At 60.3% G+C, this 16,761-nt stretch carries 14 protein-coding genes and 1 pseudogene; 9 read left to right on the top strand and 6 right to left on the bottom strand.

Going from position 1 to position 16,761, the window contains the following annotated elements; all coding sequences use genetic code 11:
* Positions 1-37: 37 nt before the first annotated feature.
* Positions 38-4,441 carry an NACHT domain-containing protein gene (locus tag QN084_RS06745; protein ID WP_084033137.1) on the top strand — a complete coding sequence of 1,468 codons (4,404 nt, stop codon included), beginning with the start codon at positions 38-40 and terminating at the stop codon, positions 4,439-4,441.
* A 56-nt stretch (positions 4,442-4,497) separates the two neighbouring features.
* On the opposite strand, the gene QN084_RS06750 is transcribed toward QN084_RS06745, so the two are convergent.
* Positions 4,498-4,944 (bottom strand): helix-turn-helix domain-containing protein, encoded by a 447-nt coding sequence (locus tag QN084_RS06750; RefSeq protein WP_069696527.1) that lies wholly within the window; start codon positions 4,942-4,944, stop codon positions 4,498-4,500.
* Between the two features lie 275 nt (positions 4,945-5,219).
* Here QN084_RS06750 and QN084_RS06755 point away from each other — a divergent pair, with 275 nt between their 5' ends.
* The 5 genes from QN084_RS06755 to QN084_RS06775 all read left to right on the top strand — a co-directional run bounded on the left by QN084_RS06755 (position 5,220) and on the right by QN084_RS06775 (position 8,517).
* The gene (locus QN084_RS06755; RefSeq protein ID WP_069696526.1) at positions 5,220-5,687 is read left to right on the top strand and encodes a MerR family transcriptional regulator; all 468 of its coding nucleotides are present in this window, start codon (positions 5,220-5,222) and stop codon (positions 5,685-5,687) included.
* Between the two features lie 319 nt (positions 5,688-6,006).
* Positions 6,007-7,154 (top strand): IS3 family transposase gene (locus tag QN084_RS06760; protein WP_139126917.1). Its coding sequence is split into 2 segments (ribosomal slippage): positions 6,007-6,280 and positions 6,280-7,154, totalling 1,149 coding nucleotides; the frame shifts between segments, so codons are not numbered across the junction.
* A 57-nt stretch (positions 7,155-7,211) separates the two neighbouring features.
* A complete protein-coding gene (locus tag QN084_RS24015; RefSeq protein WP_352231364.1) occupies positions 7,212-7,571 on the top strand; it encodes an NAD(P)H-dependent oxidoreductase in 360 nt (119 codons plus the stop codon).
* A gap of 77 nt (positions 7,572-7,648) precedes the next feature.
* Positions 7,649-8,098, top strand: coding sequence for a hypothetical protein (locus QN084_RS06770; RefSeq protein ID WP_139126898.1), 450 nt, complete (start codon positions 7,649-7,651; stop codon positions 8,096-8,098).
* Positions 8,099-8,250: 152 nt separating this feature from the next.
* Entirely contained in the window at positions 8,251-8,517 is a 267-nt protein-coding gene (locus QN084_RS06775) for a hypothetical protein (RefSeq protein ID WP_139126899.1), read from the top strand.
* Positions 8,518-8,699: 182 nt separating this feature from the next.
* On the opposite strand, the gene QN084_RS06780 is transcribed toward QN084_RS06775, so the two are convergent.
* Positions 8,700-8,924 carry a hypothetical protein gene (locus QN084_RS06780; RefSeq protein WP_021473780.1) on the bottom strand — a complete coding sequence of 75 codons (225 nt, stop codon included), beginning with the start codon at positions 8,922-8,924 and terminating at the stop codon, positions 8,700-8,702.
* A gap of 124 nt (positions 8,925-9,048) precedes the next feature.
* Here QN084_RS06780 and QN084_RS06785 point away from each other — a divergent pair, with 124 nt between their 5' ends.
* On the top strand, positions 9,049-10,317 hold the full coding sequence (locus QN084_RS06785) for a helix-turn-helix domain-containing protein (protein ID WP_069696414.1): 1,269 nt from the start codon (positions 9,049-9,051) through the stop codon (positions 10,315-10,317).
* Positions 10,318-10,390: 73 nt separating this feature from the next.
* Here QN084_RS06785 and QN084_RS06790 read toward each other — a convergent pair whose 3' ends face one another.
* The 3 genes from QN084_RS06790 to QN084_RS06800 form a co-directional block, all read right to left on the bottom strand.
* Positions 10,391-11,329 carry a phosphoribosylaminoimidazolesuccinocarboxamide synthase gene (locus tag QN084_RS06790; RefSeq protein ID WP_069696412.1) on the bottom strand — a complete coding sequence of 313 codons (939 nt, stop codon included), beginning with the start codon at positions 11,327-11,329 and terminating at the stop codon, positions 10,391-10,393.
* Positions 11,330-11,332: 3 nt separating this feature from the next.
* On the bottom strand, positions 11,333-12,643 hold the full coding sequence (gene purD, locus QN084_RS06795; protein ID WP_069696413.1) for a phosphoribosylamine--glycine ligase: 1,311 nt from the start codon (positions 12,641-12,643) through the stop codon (positions 11,333-11,335).
* 155 nt (positions 12,644-12,798) lie between these two features.
* Positions 12,799-13,800 carry an IS481 family transposase gene (locus QN084_RS06800; protein ID WP_069696677.1) on the bottom strand — a complete coding sequence of 334 codons (1,002 nt, stop codon included), beginning with the start codon at positions 13,798-13,800 and terminating at the stop codon, positions 12,799-12,801.
* A gap of 125 nt (positions 13,801-13,925) precedes the next feature.
* On the opposite strand from QN084_RS06800, the gene QN084_RS06805 reads away from it, so the two are divergent.
* Positions 13,926-14,942 (top strand): asparaginase, encoded by a 1,017-nt coding sequence (locus QN084_RS06805; protein ID WP_021473776.1) that lies wholly within the window; start codon positions 13,926-13,928, stop codon positions 14,940-14,942.
* Between the two features lie 28 nt (positions 14,943-14,970).
* Positions 14,971-15,369 carry a sterol carrier family protein gene (locus tag QN084_RS06810; protein ID WP_021473775.1) on the top strand — a complete coding sequence of 133 codons (399 nt, stop codon included), beginning with the start codon at positions 14,971-14,973 and terminating at the stop codon, positions 15,367-15,369.
* 77 nt (positions 15,370-15,446) lie between these two features.
* Here the strand turns inward: QN084_RS06810 and QN084_RS06815 are convergent.
* Positions 15,447-16,567, bottom strand: a pseudogene (locus tag QN084_RS06815) (cation:dicarboxylate symporter family transporter).
* Positions 16,568-16,761 lie beyond the last annotated feature (194 nt).

Genomic DNA, 16,761 nt, shown 5'->3' on the forward strand with positions numbered 1-16,761 from the left:
TTAACTTCATCCTGCCTAAAGGAGAAATGACGGGATTATGACAGCGCTACCAGGCGGAGCTGCCGACAAAGAAGGTAACCGGTATGAACACTGGTGGACGGCTCGAGTAGTAGCCGACCTCCTTACTGGTAGCGCGAGCCGACTGCGACTGGAGCCGCCCGGTGTCGGTGGCGAAGGAATCGAATTTGAAGTCGATCGCGCGGGCGTCACGTGGGGCGAGCAGGTCAAGCTTCGCGCAGGAAATTGGACGATCAACAAGCTCAAAAGCGAGGGCGTCCTAGCGGGTGCACTCACACAGGTCCAGGCAGGTCGGCGATTCAAACTCATCGTCTCAACCGAATCCATGCCCTTCGATACATTGGCTCAGCGCAGCCGGGACTGTGATAGTTCAGTTGAGTTTAGAACCGCCCTAAGCAGCGCCGATGACGCTGATTTCTTGAAGCTCGCCACAATTTGGGGGATCACACCCGACGAAGCATATGTTGCTCTACGGTCGATCTACGTCGAGCCGTATCCATTTGAAAACCTACGCCAGCTTGTGGCGTTGGAATTCCGAATCCTGTTCTCGGACGCCCCGGAGGTTGTCCTTGGCGAAGTCCGAAACTTCTGCGACGACCATATGCACGAGCAGCTCACGGCTCCCCAAATCTGGACACACCTCGAGTCGAAAGGGTTCCACCGTCGCCACTTGGCGGGAGATGCCTCTTTTATCAACAATCTCCGCAAGACAGTCGAACGCCATGCTCGTCATGTTAATGCCAGCCGGCCGAGCATCGGCCTTGTGCAATCGGCGCACCTCGATAAACTGCGCGACTGCCTCACTGACAAGGCTGGCAAGCAGCTAGTCGTTCTGGACGGCAGCGCAGGATATGGCAAATCAACCATCGCAGCAGCAATCGCTGCTGAGCTGCAAACGTCCGGCTGGTGGGTGGCCGCGGCTAACATGAGCGTAGTCAAGCCATCCGCAGCAACCTCCACCAAACTTGGAGATCAGCTTGGCCTAGGAGATAACTCCCCTGGCATTGTCTTAGCTGGCGTTGCCGACGGAAGTCCGGGACTCCTAATTATTGATCAGCTCGATGCAGTCGGAACGTACAGCGGACGAATCACAGAAGTTTACGACGCCATCGCTGAGGTACTAGATGAAGTTGCGTCCGCGCCTAATATCAAGGTGCTCCTCGTCGTGCGTACTGTTGATCTCGAATCCGATCCGCGCTTCGCACGGTTTTGTGACGCCACAACCGCGAACCGCATCCACGTCGACAAACTAAGCGCCGATGACGTAAAGGCAAAGCTGACCGAGTGCAACATCCCGGTCCCTGGGTCTGATGTGACAATCGAACTCCTCCGAACTCCTCTACATCTCAGCATCTTCCTGCGATTGTCAGCAGCTGCGCGGCAAGAGGTCTATCCAAGCCTGCAACGCCTTTATGATCGGTATACAGATGAGGTCCGCCAGTCGATCGAGCTGTCCGTCGGCCACCTGCAGTGGGCGGCGATTATGGACACGCTCGTTAGATACATGAACGAGAATGAGCGTCTGTCGGCACCAGCCCCCATCCTGGACTTGTTCCCCCGCGACGAGGTCCATGCCCTTGAGTCCGCTGATGTCCTCTCTATCAACGATCAAGGCATCCTCTCATTCTTCCATGAGTCATATTTCGACTATCTGTTCGCTCGAAGGTTCGTAGCAGCCGATGAGAGCCTTCTCGATTTCGTGGTTGGATCTGGGCAGCATCTGTTTCGACGCGCGCAGGTTCGGCAGATTTTGGAACACTTTGCTGCAACCGACAAAGAAAAGTTCCGTCACACGGTGCAGCAATTGCTCGGGTCCACCAAAGTTCGCTCACACCTGAAGGAGGTCGTCGTTGACGTCCTCGAGCAAGTAGAAGGTACTACCGATGACTGGCTCGCTCTTGACGAACTAGCGTGGAGCGATAGCAGAATCGCATGGAGAATTCTTGGCATCCTGAACCGGCCCTCATGGTTCGCAGCAGCAGACGCTCTCGGAAAATGGTCTGAATGGCTCAACGACCCGTCGAAAACCGACAGAGCTTTCAGCCACCTTCGCTTCATTGCCCGCGACCATCCTGCGCGTGTCGTTGAGCTTGTGCGTCCGTACATGGGTGCGAGTGACGAGTGGCGTTTGCGGCTCAAGTCTATGGTCGAGTGGTCCTTGAAACCTGAGTCAGTCGAACTGGCTATCGAGCTACTAGAGCGAGGCGACCTTGATGATGCAAGGGGGCCTATCGCCGTGAATAGTGACTTTTGGTCCATAGTCTTCGGACTCGCTCGAGATGACCTCTCCGCTGCAGCCCGATTCATCGGTGCATACCTCAACCGAGGCCTTACCCGAGCCCAGGCCGAAGGATCTGACGACCCGTTTGAAACGGGTCAGCTACCAGAGCATTCCCCGAGTGATCAAGTTATCGCGCAAATCAGTACTAAAGCGCCCCAAGACTATCTAGCTAATGTGCTGAGCTTCGTAGAGGTGGTGGCACTAGCAAACCAGCGACAAGTCAAAGGTTACCTTCCCATGGGTTCTCGCTGGGCCTTCCGGAACCGCGGCTCTGCCTATACCGTCGATGACAAGATCTTCGACGGTGTTCGGACGGCCCTCATTGCGCTAGCGAAGACGGCGCCGGATCTTTGCGACGACTATATCGAACGGCTAAGCAGCTTCGAAAGCGAGGAACTGCGCTTCCTCGCGTGCATCGCACTGACAGAGCGAGGTCCAGCCGACAAGGCGATCGATTGGCTCACAAGTGATACGCGGAACTTCGAACTTGGCTACGTGGATAACACCAGCTGGGCTAGCCGATCGCTCATCAACCGCTGGTCCGGCGAATGCAGCGAAGAACTGTTCTCTCGCCTGGAGGTCCTCGTCCTGACACACGCGCCAGAGCCAGAGAGGCCAGGATATATAGCAGGCACTCGGCTGCGACTACTCTCCGCTCTCGACTCTTCCCGCATGTCAGAGGCCGGTCGACAGCAACTGCTCGAACTGCAGCGACGCTTCCCAGCGATTCAGCCGTCAGTCGCCCCGAGAGGCGTAACAGGAGGCGCTGTCGCCTCGCCAATCCCAGACGCTGCAGCTCAGGTAATGTCAGACAAACAATGGATGAGCGCGCTGCAGAAGTACACCTCGGACAAGACCGACTGGCGCGGCGACCAACCAGTTGGAGGCGCGCACCAGCTTGCGCAGACGCTAGGACAACAAGCGGAGCGAGAACCCGAGCGATTCGCTAAGCTCGCGCTCGGTTTTGATGACAGCGTAAGTCCTCATGCAATGGATGCCGTAATTCGCGCCGTGGCCCCGAAGATTGAAACCGACCTTTTGGCGGACCTCTGCGAGCATGCTCAACGCACCTACGCCTCGCATGTTGGCCAGGCAATATGTACGGCCGCGCAACAGGGAAAACCAGTCTCCGAGCGCATGGTGACACTCCTCACTATGTACATCGACGACCCTGACCCTGATCGTGAATGGGCAAGAACCGAAACAGGCACTGGCGATAACTACTTCGGTGGCGACATTGATATGGCTGGCCTGAACAGCACAAGGGGCCATGTGGCTCGCGCCGCGGCGGCGATACTCTTCCAGTCAGCCGACTATCTCAACATACTCCGGCCCGTCGTAGAGACACTCGCGGTTGATTCCAACTTAGGTGTGCGATCGCAAACAGCCGAAGCCGTGCTGGCACTTATGAACCATGAACCGGAGCGCGCCTATGACCTGGGTGAAGCGCTGCTCGACGCAGACATCGAACTGTACGACACCCGCAACGTCGAACGACTCATGTCGTACCTATTAGTCCGAGAACCCGAGCGCTTCGGGCAGTTCCTCACGCGAGGCCTTGAAGGGCCTGGTCATGTGGCGTTGAGGGCTGGCCGCCTCTGGGCACTACTTTCGTACCGCGACTCGCTGCCTACGGGTGTACCCCAAGAGGTCGGTGAACTACCAGTCGATGCTCGTCGCGGCGCAGCTGAAAGATTCGCAGCCAACCCAGAAGAGTCGGCCGACCTCCTGATTTCGCTTTTCAATGATCCAGACAAGTTAGTCCGGGAGCAATCCTCCAGCACGATACGCTATCTCGCGACTCAGCGGCCATCGACCGTATCAAAACTCGTTAAAGGCTTTGTATCAAGCGAGGCTTTCGAAGCGCACTTCGACGATCTGATCATGGAACTTGAGCCCGTCGAGACAATCGACCCGGAACTTGTCCTGCTTGCTTGCGAGCGCGCTCTTAAGATCGCTGGCGCAGAAGTTGGGGATATCCGTACCTCTCACAGCGCGCTCGCGCAGCCCATCGTCGTTAGTGTCTTGCGCGTATACCGGCAAGGTGACGCGGAGCGGCGAGGACGCTGCCTTGACATCATTGACCAGTTATCAGAGGTCAATGCTTACGGAATAGCTGAGGCGCTGAATGCCGAGCGATGACACCAACTAGCAGCCTCACCCCATGCGCACTGACTAATCATGTACCTAGGGCAAACTCAAGTCCTGTCACTGGCTAATAGAAACAGGCGGGCAGTGTCGTAGCTACAGCCAACGCGCTTGGCGATATCTCGAATAACCATCCCATGCTTGCGCAGCCGAAGGATCTCCTTCTCTTTGGCTGGGGTGAGGCCGCGCGGCCTGGTGTCAACGCCACGCTCGGCGAGGAGGCGTAGGAAGGTTGACTTAGCGATACCGCTCTCACGAGCCAGTGCCGTACTTGGTTCGCCTGCTTGGTAGCGAGTAACGAGGTGATTAAGTTCTTCAGGCGTAAAGCGATCCGCCAGACGGTAGCGCTGCGTGGGACGAGGCTTCTTGGCCGGAGGACGACGGAGCTCAGCTGCATCGATACGATCCAGGGCGTGGCGGATGATGTTGAACTTGTCTATCTTGAAGCTGGCCCGGTTCGAGTAGTGTCCTAGGATCTCGACCAATTTGAGAATCATTCTCAATATTTGTCAATCGAAAACAGAGGTCGCTGAAGCAATTCAGCGACCTTTTTCGTGCCTGCGGTACGGTTTCGTAGCAATAGCCAGGCAGTCACCGACCCCTGTTATTTGGTTCGAGTGAGACCTCTAAGGTGCCTTGGCTCCGGTACGGTCCTTCGACGCAGTCATCACGACACCCTCCCCCCTGTTGGAGGTACCGCAGGTGTTGTGGGATACGCTACACCGCTGGCAATCTCTTGCCTTGAAGTACTTGAACCTTTTAAACTAAATATATGAGTACTCAGATTGATCGAAAACAAAGCTATACGATCAAAGAAGCCGCGGTATTAAGTGGCCTAACAGACAGTACACTGCGCTACTACGAGACAATTGGATTGATCCCCCACGTCACGAGAGATGCAAGCAGCAAATACCGTGTCTATAGCGAAGATGACATTAATTACATTGTGTCTATTGCCTGCCTTAGTGCCACCGGCATGTCGATTGACGATATGAAGGAATACCTTAGCAACGTCGAACGCGGCGAAGGTGCGGCACCGGACCAGATCAAGCTACTCGATGAGCAGAACCGCAGACTGGCCGAAGAGGAGCGCAACCTCAAGCTTCGCCGGCACTACCTGCAAACCAAAGCCGACTACTGGCGAGCCGTGCAGAACAAAGACCTGGACCAGGCAGCCAAGGTTAGCGAAAAGGCGATCGCTATAGCAAAAGAAGTTAAAGAATCTCGAACTACTATCTAACGTGGCCTGCCACACTCGAAAGGAATTCATCACACATGAATGTTCTACTTATTGATGCTCATCTGAACTATCCCGGATGGTCAGAAGGCACCCTCAATAGCACCATGACCGACATCGCAAAGTCTTTTTATACCGATACTGGACACACCGTCACCGAGACATATATCGAACGTGGCTACGACCCGCAAGAAGAAGTGCAAAAGCACGTTGATGCCGATCTGGTGATCCTCCAGACACCCTGGTTGGGTCCCCGGAGAGCAGTCCAGTGTTTGTGTGAGTTTCGTGTCCGAGAATGGACACAGGAGGTAATTCACGAATCATGGCACGCAGACACACCCCGGAGCAGGTCATCGCCAAGGTCCGGCAGGGCCAAAAGATGCTCAACGATGGCCGTCCGATGGTCGAGGTCGTCAAGGAGCTCCAGGTCACCGAGGCGACTTGGTACCGCTGGCTGAACCAGTACGGGTCTGAGAAGAACGCCGAAGCGTCCAAGCGGACCAAGGAGCTGGAGAAGGAGAACGCCCGGCTCAAGCGGTTGCTGGCGGAGAAGGAACTGGCGATCGACATCCTGAACGAGGTGGCGAAGGGAAAATTCTGAGCCCCGAACCACGTCGCCGTGCCGTGCGCATGGCGACGGAGAAGTTCGGGGCATCCGAACGCTTCGCCTGCAAGGTCTTGGGGCAGAACCGGTCCGCGTTCCGCAAAAAGAAACCCGACATGGGCTTCGAAGAGGCGCAGCTCCGCTCGGAGCTGCGTGCCATCGCAATGAAGCACCCGGCGTGGGGCTGGCGGAAGGCCCGCTGGCACCTGCTGGCCCAGCCGGCGTGGGACGGGGTAGCGCTGAACAGGAAGCGCATCCGCAGGCTCTGGCGCGACGAAGGCCTGACCTGCAAACCCAGAGCCCGGAAGAAGCGCCGCACCGGGCCCGGCGCCGGGGAACAGAAACGCCTCACAGCCCAGTATCCGATGCACGTGGTCAGCTTCGACTTCCAATCCGACGTGACCTCCTGCGGCCGGCACATCCGGTTCCTCAACGTCATCGATGAATACACCCGCACGGCGCTGGCCGTCATCCCGCGAAGGTCGTTCAAAGCCACTGACGTGGTCGCGGTGCTGGAGAACATCATCGCCGAAACCGGCACCGCACCGACATACCTCAGGTGTGACAACGGCCCCGAATTCACCGCCGCCGCACTGATCGACTGGTGCGATACCGCCGGAGTCGACACCGCCTTCATCGACCCGGGCTCACCTTGGCAGAACGGCTTCATCGAATCCTTCAACGCCCAATTCAGAAGGGAACAACTCTCCGGAGAGATCATGGACACCATGGCCGAAGCGAAGTATTTGGCCGAGGAATGGAAGACTATCTACAATCATGAACGGCCCCACGGATCCCTGGACGGCACGACGCCGAAACGCTACTGGGAAACCTGGACGCAAGAAAACCAATTAGCTACCGCATAGACGCTGGACTGCTAACGGGGGCCCAATCAACCCATTAACTGGTTTTCAGCACCATGGATCTACAAGAAGTATGTCGATGAAGTCTTCAATAACGGCCTCCACTCCAAGACCCTGCTCGACAACGATGGTCGCACCCGCAGCGATCCGAGCCGCCAGTACGGAACGGGCGGCCACATGCAGGGCAAGAAGTTCATGGTAGCCGCCACCTGGAACGCACCCAAGGAATCCTTCAACAATGCGGACGGCGTCCTGTTCGAAGGAAAAGGTACGGATGACCTTCTGCTTCACATCACCTCGAACTACAAGTTCACGGGCTTCGATATCCTGCCGAACTTCGGGGTGTACGACATATTCAAAGATGATGCCGACATCGCGGACGCTTTGGACGGGTACGTCGATCATCTGAAAAATATCTAGCGCTTCCCTTCGCCTCTGCGCTGGATGAGACTCGGACACCCTCGCCCACTCCTTAGTGAGCGAGAAAGCGAGGCACCATGCCACGAGTCACCCAACGCGAACAGTACAACCGTCACTTGTTCTTACGAACGGCTTGGACGGATCCAAGCAAACAGACCTGCTTGGCAGTCCTGTCAGCCACCGAACAGTGGAAGATCCATACCTTCTACCGGCCAAGTGAAGAACTGACGCTCAAGCAGTTCCGCAATCACCTCCACATAATCCAGCGCGATCATCCACAACTTCGCCACGTCAGCGGCAAGCTGTATCGGCGGATCGAACATGCCGTCGCTCAGCATACACAGCGACAAACGAAACAACAGGCATCCGCCGAAGGACGAAAGCAGAATAAGGTGCCAGCTCGACGTGGCGGCCCGGTCGTTGTCTACGGCGTCGTCCGACCAAAGCCAGACCTGAACAAGCTACTCAAGGCCCTGGTCGAGATGGCACGCGAAGAGCAGGACGAAGACAACAAGAGCAGAAGCTAGTCCGAGCCCTTCGCCAAGAGAAACAGTCTGGCGGTGTCGTAACTGCACCCGACTCGCTTGGCGATCTCACGGATGATCATCCCCTGCCTCCGGAGCCGAAGAATCTCTTTCTCTTTGGCTGGCGTCAGGCCGCGAGGTCTGGTACCGACGCCATGCTCCGCGAGCAGTCGCAAGAAGGTCGACTTGGCGATACCCTGTTCGCGAGCAAGAGCCGTACTCATTTCGCCGGCTTGGTATCGAGCGACCAGCCGATTGAGCTCGTCAGCTGTGAAGCGATCCGTGAGCCGGTATCGCTGGATCTTGCGGACTGGCTGTGGCGGGCGCGGCTTGGACTGACCCGAGTCCATCCTTTTCATGGCAGCAGCGATGGTCGTCATCTGATCTATCTTGAAGCTGGCCCGGTTCGAGTAACATCCTAGGATCTCGACCAAACACGAAAATGGCGTCGAGAAGTCGGCGCCTTTTTTGTTTTAAGTTGAGCCCGGGGCCTTGTCTCAAGGCACGAGACTCACGGTTGCGCCGCCGGGCTGTCCACGCATAAAACGCAAAAAGAAACCCCGGAGCTGCTCGTGATGCTCCGGGGTTCCAGTCGAATGATTAATTACATCGGATCCGGCCAGTTGCCGATGGACGAGGTGGTGTACGTCGTCTCCGTTGTCTTGGTGGGTGCCGCTACGCTTGCGCGCATCGGATCAGGCCAGTTGCCAATGGCACTGAGCGAAGTGTCGGATTCAACGGTCGAAGCCGCGGAGACGACTGCGGGAGCCGCAACCGTGAACGCAAGCGCGCCTGCCAGTGCCACCGAGGCGGCGAGTTTCTTGAACATATTGTTCCCCAATGCGAGTCGGATTCGTTACGGAAATTGCGCGGTCCCTGTTGACATACATTGTAAAATGTTTTCCACAGACACTGTCAAGGTTTGGGTCGAAAGACACCGGAGGGAGGAACCCGTGGGAAACGGATTCGGCGAGAAACTACGTGCCGAACGGCTGGAACGCGGTCTGACCCAGGCCGAGCTGGGTAAGAACCTGTACTCCCCGAGCTACATCTCCCTGCTTGAAACCGGACGGCGCGAGCCCACCCAAGAGGTCATCGAGGAACTCGCCCGGCGCTTGGAATTGGCACCTAAGGCCTTGGAGGCCTGGAGCCAGCCCGTTTCAGTCAGTGACGCCGAGTACGTCCTGGCCGGTCTTTACGCCCGGCAGGCCTGGGACCTCCGCGACTACCAATTAGCCGCCAGTCATGCAGCAACGGCAGCGCAGATCGCCCTGGAAGCCAAGAACAACAGCGCTTGGTGGAACATGACCTACATGCAGGCCGAGTGCGTCATGAAGCAGGGCCTGCTGAAGGAATGCCAGCAGATTGTCGAACACCTGCTGGAACACCCTATGGCCACCGAGTCCGCAGGCTTGGGAGTGCGCGCCTGGCAGATGCTTGCTGCTGTGTGCCACGGTCAAGGCCAACTAGCCACCGCCGTCGAGCATGCCAAGAAGGCAGTTGAACTCTCCAGTCAGCTGCCCAAGGGATCCACGCTGATCATCGGCGCCCACCGGGCGTTGATCGGTGCAATGGCTGAGAGCGGAAAACTGGATGAGGCGTGGGAGTACTGCCTTGCGATGATCGAGCACATGGATGAGCACTCCATGTCCCAGCTCGCCGGCGAGGTGGCCTGGGTGGTGGGCAACGTCGCCTTCATGCGCCACGATTACGCAGAGGGCATCAAGCACCACGAACGGGCCGCCAAGCTCCTCTCCCCCGCCAACGACATCGAACTGTGGGCGCGCTTCAACAAGGCCTCCGCCGCAGTCCGGCTGTCCTCCGGAATCGTTGAGCCGGAGACGTTGTCCGCCATCGAGCGGGCCGAGTTGGCCCTGTCCATTGTGGGCGGCAACAAGACCGACCAGCTCGAAGTCGCTTTCATCCGTGCGCGCTGGCTGTACCTGACCGGTGATATTCCTGCCGCCGTCGACAAACTGCGGGAGATTTACGAGGACCGCAAGGTCCTGGCCCGGCACACTGCCGGCGAAGTCTCACTTCTGCTCGGCAAGTCGTTGAAGGCTGCGGGCGAAACCGCCGAGGCGCTTCACTTCCTGGAGGAAGCACAGCACGACTTCAGCGCGGCGGGTGCCTCAGACCGTGTCCAGCAGGCCATGGACGCGGTCCTGGAAATCCGCTTGGCCGAACGCCGCGCCGCCGCAACACACCCGAAAGCCGTTTAAGCGCCAACTGACTGGCAGTAGGGGTTGCTCTGAGCGCTCAGAACAACCCCTACTGCCAGTCAGTTGGGCGGGGTTACGCGAAGGTGCGGCCCGTCAGTTTCTCGTACGCTTCGACGTAGCGGGCGCGGGTGCGCTCCACAACCTCGGCAGGCAGTGCCGGCGGAGGGGTGTCCGAGGACTTGTCCCACCCGGATTCCGCGGAGGTCAGCCAGTCGCGGACGTACTGCTTGTCATAGGACGGCTGCGACTTACCCGGCGCGTACGTGGACGCGTCCCAGAACCGTGAAGAATCCGGAGTCAGGACTTCGTCGCCCAAGGTGATGATCCCAGTAGCAGCGTCAATACCGAACTCCACCTTGGTGTCCGCCAGGATGATGCCGCGCTCATGGGCGATCTCCTCGGCGCGGGTGTAGATCTTCAGGGTGAGCTCGCTCAAGCGTGCAGCGATGTCGTCGCCAACCATGGCCACAACGTCGTCGTACGTGATGTTCTCGTCATGCTCGCCCACCTCGGCCTTGGCCGACGGCGTGAACAGCGCTTTCTTCAGGCGGGACCCGTCAACCAGGCCCTCGGGCAGCGGAATGTCGCACACCGTGCCCGATTCCTTGTACTCGGCCAGCCCGGAACCGGTCAGGTACCCGCGGGCGATGCACTCCACAGGGAACATGTCCAGCTTCTTGCAGATCATGGCCCGGCCCTCAACCTCCGCCGGAACACCGCCTTCAACGGTGGAAGCAAGCACATGGTGCTCAACACCCAGCTGATCGAACCACCACAGGCTCAACTGCGTCAGCACGCGGCCCTTGTCCGGGATCTCGCTGCTGAGCACATGGTCGTAGGCGCTAATCCGGTCGCTGGCCACCACCAGGACGCACTCCTGCCCGAACTTCTCGTTAATGGACTCATCGGCGGGAACGTAGAGGTCGCGGACCTTGCCGGAGTACACGTGCGTCCAGCCGGGAAGCTGCAAAGCCTCCGTCTCAAGGCCGCCGGTGGGAAGGGAATCAGTCATGGCTCAGGCCTGCACTTTCGGGATGCTTCCGGTGGCGCCGTACGGTACGTGGATTTCCCCGCGGGCGGCCTTGCCTGCAATATCCGTACGGAACTGTGCGCCTTCGAGCTGAATCAGCTCCACGCCGTCGTACGCTTTTTCGCGCGCGTCCACCAGGTCGGAACCGAGCGCAACAACGGCCACGACGCGGCCGCCGGCCGAGACCACCTTGCCGTCGTCGTCCAGCTTGGTGCCGGCGTGGATGACGTGGACGCCGTCCAGCTCGTCAACCTTCTTGAGGCCGCGGATGCGGTCGCCCGTGCGGGGCGTGTCCGGGTAGTTCTCGGCGGCCACGACGACGGCGACCGCCGTGTCCTTGGACCAGCGCAGCTCTTCTGCCGTGTCCAGTTCGCCCTTGGCAGCTGCCAGCAGCAGCGCACCGAGCGGCGTCTTGAGGCGGGCAAGGACGGCCTGGGTCTCCGGATCGCCGAAGCGGACGTTGAACTCGATGACGCGGGTGCCGCGGGAGGTCAACGCGAGGCCGCAGTACAGGACCCCGATGAAAGGCGTGCCACGGCGGGCCATCTCGTCCACGGTGGGTTGGGCGACGCGGTCGATGACTTCCTGGACGAGGCCTTCCGGTGCCCACTCCAGCGGGGTGTAGGCGCCCATGCCGCCGGTGTTGGGGCCTTCGTCGTTGTCGAAGATGCGCTTGAAGTCCTGCGCCGGGGACAACGGGACGGTGTTGCGGCCGTCGCAAAGAACAAACAGGGATACCTCGGGGCCGTCGAGGAACTCCTCGATCACCACGGTTCCGCCGGCGTCGAAGCAGGCCTGCGCGTGGGCCAGGGCTTCGTCGCGGTCACGGGTGACAACAACGCCCTTGCCGGCAGCCAGTCCGTCGTCCTTCACAACGTAGGGAGCACCCAAGGTGTCCAGCGCGTCGGCGGCTTCTTCGGCGTTCTCGGCAACCCGGGCCATGGCGGTCGGCACGCCGGCCTCGGCCATGATCTGCTTCGCAAAAGCCTTGGATGCCTCAAGCTGGGCGGCTTCCTTGCCAGGACCGAAAACGGGAATGCCTGCCTCACGGACGGCGTCGGAAACACCGGCAGCGAGGGGAGCTTCCGGACCAACCACTACCAGGTCCACGCCGAGCTTGGTGGCAAGGGCGGACACGGCTTCCGGGCTGTTCCCGTCGATCGCGTGGGTGGGAACCAGTTTGCTGATGCCTGCGTTTCCGGGCGCCGCGTGGACCTCGGAGACGTTGGGATCTTCAAGCAGGGAGCGGACAATGGCGTGTTCGCGGCCGCCTGGGCCAATGACGAGTACCTTCACAGTCTTCAAGGGTACTTTGTGAAGGCGTGCGAGTCCTAAGGTGTGTCAGCCCCCTGGGCAAGGATGACCGGCAAGGATGACCCTGCGTGCATGACCCGGCAGGTTGGACCCGGCAGGGATGACCCGCTCCCGGCGTCCCGCGCCGCCTAGATGTACTAACCCGGTAGGTTGGTGACACGGCTGGCTGGGGAGGCGCCTTTGAGTGCCGTGTGTGGCCTGCTGCGATTGTAGTGCTCGATGAAGTCCTGGTAACAGGCTTGGCGTTCGGCTTCTGAGGTGTAGGGCCGGGCGTAGGCCCATTCCTCCAAGAGGATGCGGTTGAAGCGTTCTACTTTGCCGTTGGTCTGGGGCCGGTAGGGCCTGGTGCGTTTGTGTCGGATGCCTGCATCCGTCAGGGTCTGGGCAAAGAGGCGGGACCTGTAGCAGGAGCCATTGTCGGTCAGGACCCGTTGGATCTTCACGCCGTGCGCGGCGAACGCTGCGATCGCGTTACGCATGAAGGCCGCGGCGGTCTCTTTGGTCTCATCGGGAAGGATCTCGGAGTAGACGTACCGGGAGTGGTCATCGACGGCGTGATGGATGAACGTGTAACCGCGCAGCAGGCCGCGTCCTCGGGAAACGCCCTCGGCCGAGTTCCGGGTTCGTTTGTTCGCCTCACCGGCCGGTCTTCCCACGCTCCGGTGGCCTCCGCCCTCAGGGATCCGGCCGAGCTTCTTCACATCAACGTGGATCATCTCTCCAGGCCACGCGTACTCATAGCGGCGGGCGTGTTCGCGACGGATCCTGATCCCCGTGGAACGGTCCGTGAAGCGAAGCGGAGGGCAGTGATAGCGGTGCAGGATCCGGTGGACTGTGGAGATGTTCAGATGCAGGTGGTAGGCGATCCGTGCTGGCCCCCACCGCCTGGAGGTCCGAAGGCCCACGACCCGATGTTCTGTCCGCACGGAACTGCGGTGCGGACAGCTCAGGGGCCGGCTGGGACGATCCAGCATGCCCGCTTCCCCGCATTCGACGTAACGTCTCGCCCACCGGGCAGCGGTCGGGACAGAGACATTGAACCGCTCAGCGGCTAGACGCAATGGCAAGTGACCATCGACCACACACCGGGCCAGCTTCAACCGACCGGCAGGGGCAAGGATCGCGTTAGAGTGGGACACGAGGACCTCCTGGTATCTGTGTTTGCTCTCGACAAGCTCCACATAACACCCGGAGGTCCTCTTTACTTCGTCAATTCCAGCCCCGTGTCATCAACCTGCCGGGACAGTACACCTAGACTGGGCACATGCCACTGAGTTCCCATGAAACGTTCACCGTTGAGTCCGCCGTCGAACTTGCAGTGATCGAACGCAGCGGCTTCATCGAGTCCCGGCACATCGGTTCCGCGGTGGTCCTGTCCGGAGACGGGAATGTGGTTACGAGCCTCGGCGACATCGACGCCCCCGTCATGGCCCGCTCAACCCTCAAGCCGTTCCAGGCCCTCGCCGCCATGCAGTCCGGCGTCCCGCTCCGCGGTGCACAGGTGGCCCTCGCCTGCGCCAGCCACAACGGCTCCCTCGATCACATGGACGTGGTTGAAGGCATGCTGAAAGCGGCCGGGCTGAAGGAAGACCAGCTCCAGTGCCCCGCAGCCTGGCCCCAGGACGAGACCGCAAGGAACTGGCTGGTCCGGACCGAGCGGGGCCAGTCGAAGCTCGCCTTCAACTGCTCGGGCAAGCACGCAGCTTTCCTCTGGGCGTGCGTGGAAAACGGCTGGGACCTCCGCAGCTACCTCGAGCCGAACCACCCCCTGCAGCAGCAAGTGCGCGCCGTGATCGAGGAGTACGCCGACCAGCGGATTGCGCATCTGGGCATCGACGGCTGCGGCGCACCCGTTGCGGCGATCTCCTTGACCGGCTTGGCCCGGGCCTACTCGCGCTTGGCCCAATCGCCCGGGAACCCGGCTTCGAATGCCCGGGCCGCCACCATCGCCACGTCCATGCTGGACTACCCGTGGGCCGTGCAAGGCCGGGGCGAAGCGAATACCACCGTCATGGAAGAGCTGGGAGTCCTGGCCAAGATCGGCGCGGAAGGCGTGCTGGTCCTCGCCACGGACACCGGCGCGACCGTGGCCGTCAAAGTGCTGGACGGGAACCTTCGGGCCACGTCGCTGGTAGGCCTGACGCTCCTTGCCGTGAGCGGCGCCGTGGACATCCCGGCGGTCTCCAACGTGCTGGAGCGCGTGGTGGAACCCGTCCTCGGCGGCGGACGGCAAGTAGGCAGGATCCGGCTGGGCAATGCCGTGTCCGCGTTGCTCGACTAAGACTGATACGCAGGTTTAGGAGAAGTTCATGGCAGTTGCACGACGCCGCGTCGACATCAACGAGGGCCGCGCCGCGCTGGAAGCCTGGCAGTCCGCCGTCGGGCCCCGGGAAGGTTCCGGCGGCGACGGAGCCGGGACCCCGCCGTCGCGCTCCGTCATAGCGATGGCGGTCCGCTACTCGCTGGAGGAAGTCACCGCACGCGCGCCGGGTAATTCGGTGGAGGTCCGTGTACCGCCGTTCGGCGTGACGCAGTGCGTGGAGGGTCCGCGGCACACGCGGGGCACTCCCCCGAACGTCATCGAGACCGACGGCGCCACCTGGCTTGAACTGGTGACCGGACGGACCACGTGGGGAGAGGCCGTTGCCGCCGGGCGTGTGGCAGCTTCCGGCCTGCGCGCGGACCTTTCAACGCTCCTGCCGCTCTAGGCACAAACCCGATAGCCGGCGGAAACAAGCGATGCCCCCAAGACCGGGTCTTGGGGGCATCGCGCGGCTGTTTGGAGTCAGTCGGGACAGACCGGGGTTTCGGACTGGCCCTTCTTGCTCATTTCGAACTGTGGAATGTTGTCGGGGGTGGGACCGCCACGGAATTTGGGCGACGGGTTCTGGCCGCCGGTGATCCGCTGCAGTTCCTGCTCCTCGTAGACGTCTTCCTTGCCGAGCATGATGGCCGAATCCTCGTTGGTGATCTCGCCCTTGAAAGCACGGAGCATGACGCTGCGGTCGAATTGACCTTCCCACTTGGCCACCACGAAGGTCGCCACGCAGTTGCCGAGCAGGTTCACCACAACGCACATGGAGTCCATGAGGCGGTCCGCACCGAGGAGGAGTGCGACGCCGGCAACCGGGAAGATGCCCAGGGCTGCGGCGGTTGCCGAGAGGGCCAGGAACGATGAACCCGGAACTCCTGCCATGCCCTTGGAGGTCAGCAGCAGCACACCGAGCGCCGCGAGCTGCTGGCCGAGGTCCAGGTTGTGCCCGAACGCCTGCGCCAGGAACAGCAGTGAGATGGAAAGGTAGATCGCGGCGCCGTCAAGGTTGAAGGAGTAACCCGTGGGGACCACCAGGCCGGTGGTGGCCCGAGAGCAGCCGGCGTTGGTCAGCTTGGTCATGATGCGCGGCATGACGGCCTCCGTGGAGGCGGTTCCGAGTGCCAGCAGGAATTCTTCGCGGGTGTACTTCAGGCTGCGGCATCCTTGGGCGGCGCGTTGCCTGTCTCGGCGTTGAGGGCGTCCTGGGACAGCGTCGCGGGATCGATGTTCAGGCCGGCACCCGGCTGGACGATGTTACCTACGATGAGTCCGAAGACGAGGGCGAAAAGGGTGGCGCCGGTGAAGTACAGGAGTGCTTTGACCCCGACCCTTCCGACCGCCTTGACGTCGCCGACCGCTGAGACACCCGTGACGATCACGAGGAAGATCAGCGGGGCAATGATCATCTTGATGAGTTGAATGAAACCATCGCCCAACGGCCGGAGGGTGGACCCGATGGTCGGCCAAAAGTGGCCGATGAGTACACCTGCGACGACGGCGATCAGGATTTGGAAGAAGAGCGACCTATACAGGGGCTTCTTCTTCCGCGGAGCCGAACTCGCCTTCAGCGCCGCAGAGTCTGGGATCTTCATTGATCTGAACCAATCAGTTTGGGAACAGGCCCCTCATTTGGGGGATGTTTTCAATGTAATCCTGCTCACATCATTCCGCAAGGGGAAATTAATTTTCCATAATACGGAAGTAACATCTAGTTTGGTATGCCATTGCGGCGTGCGGCCACGACCCACTTTGACGGCAGGAAGCCCCCGACACGCCGGAAATTCCG

Origin of the sequence: Paenarthrobacter sp. R1 (genome assembly GCF_030264015.1) — a bacterium.
Taxonomy (GTDB): domain Bacteria; phylum Actinomycetota; class Actinomycetes; order Actinomycetales; family Micrococcaceae; genus Arthrobacter; species Arthrobacter ureafaciens.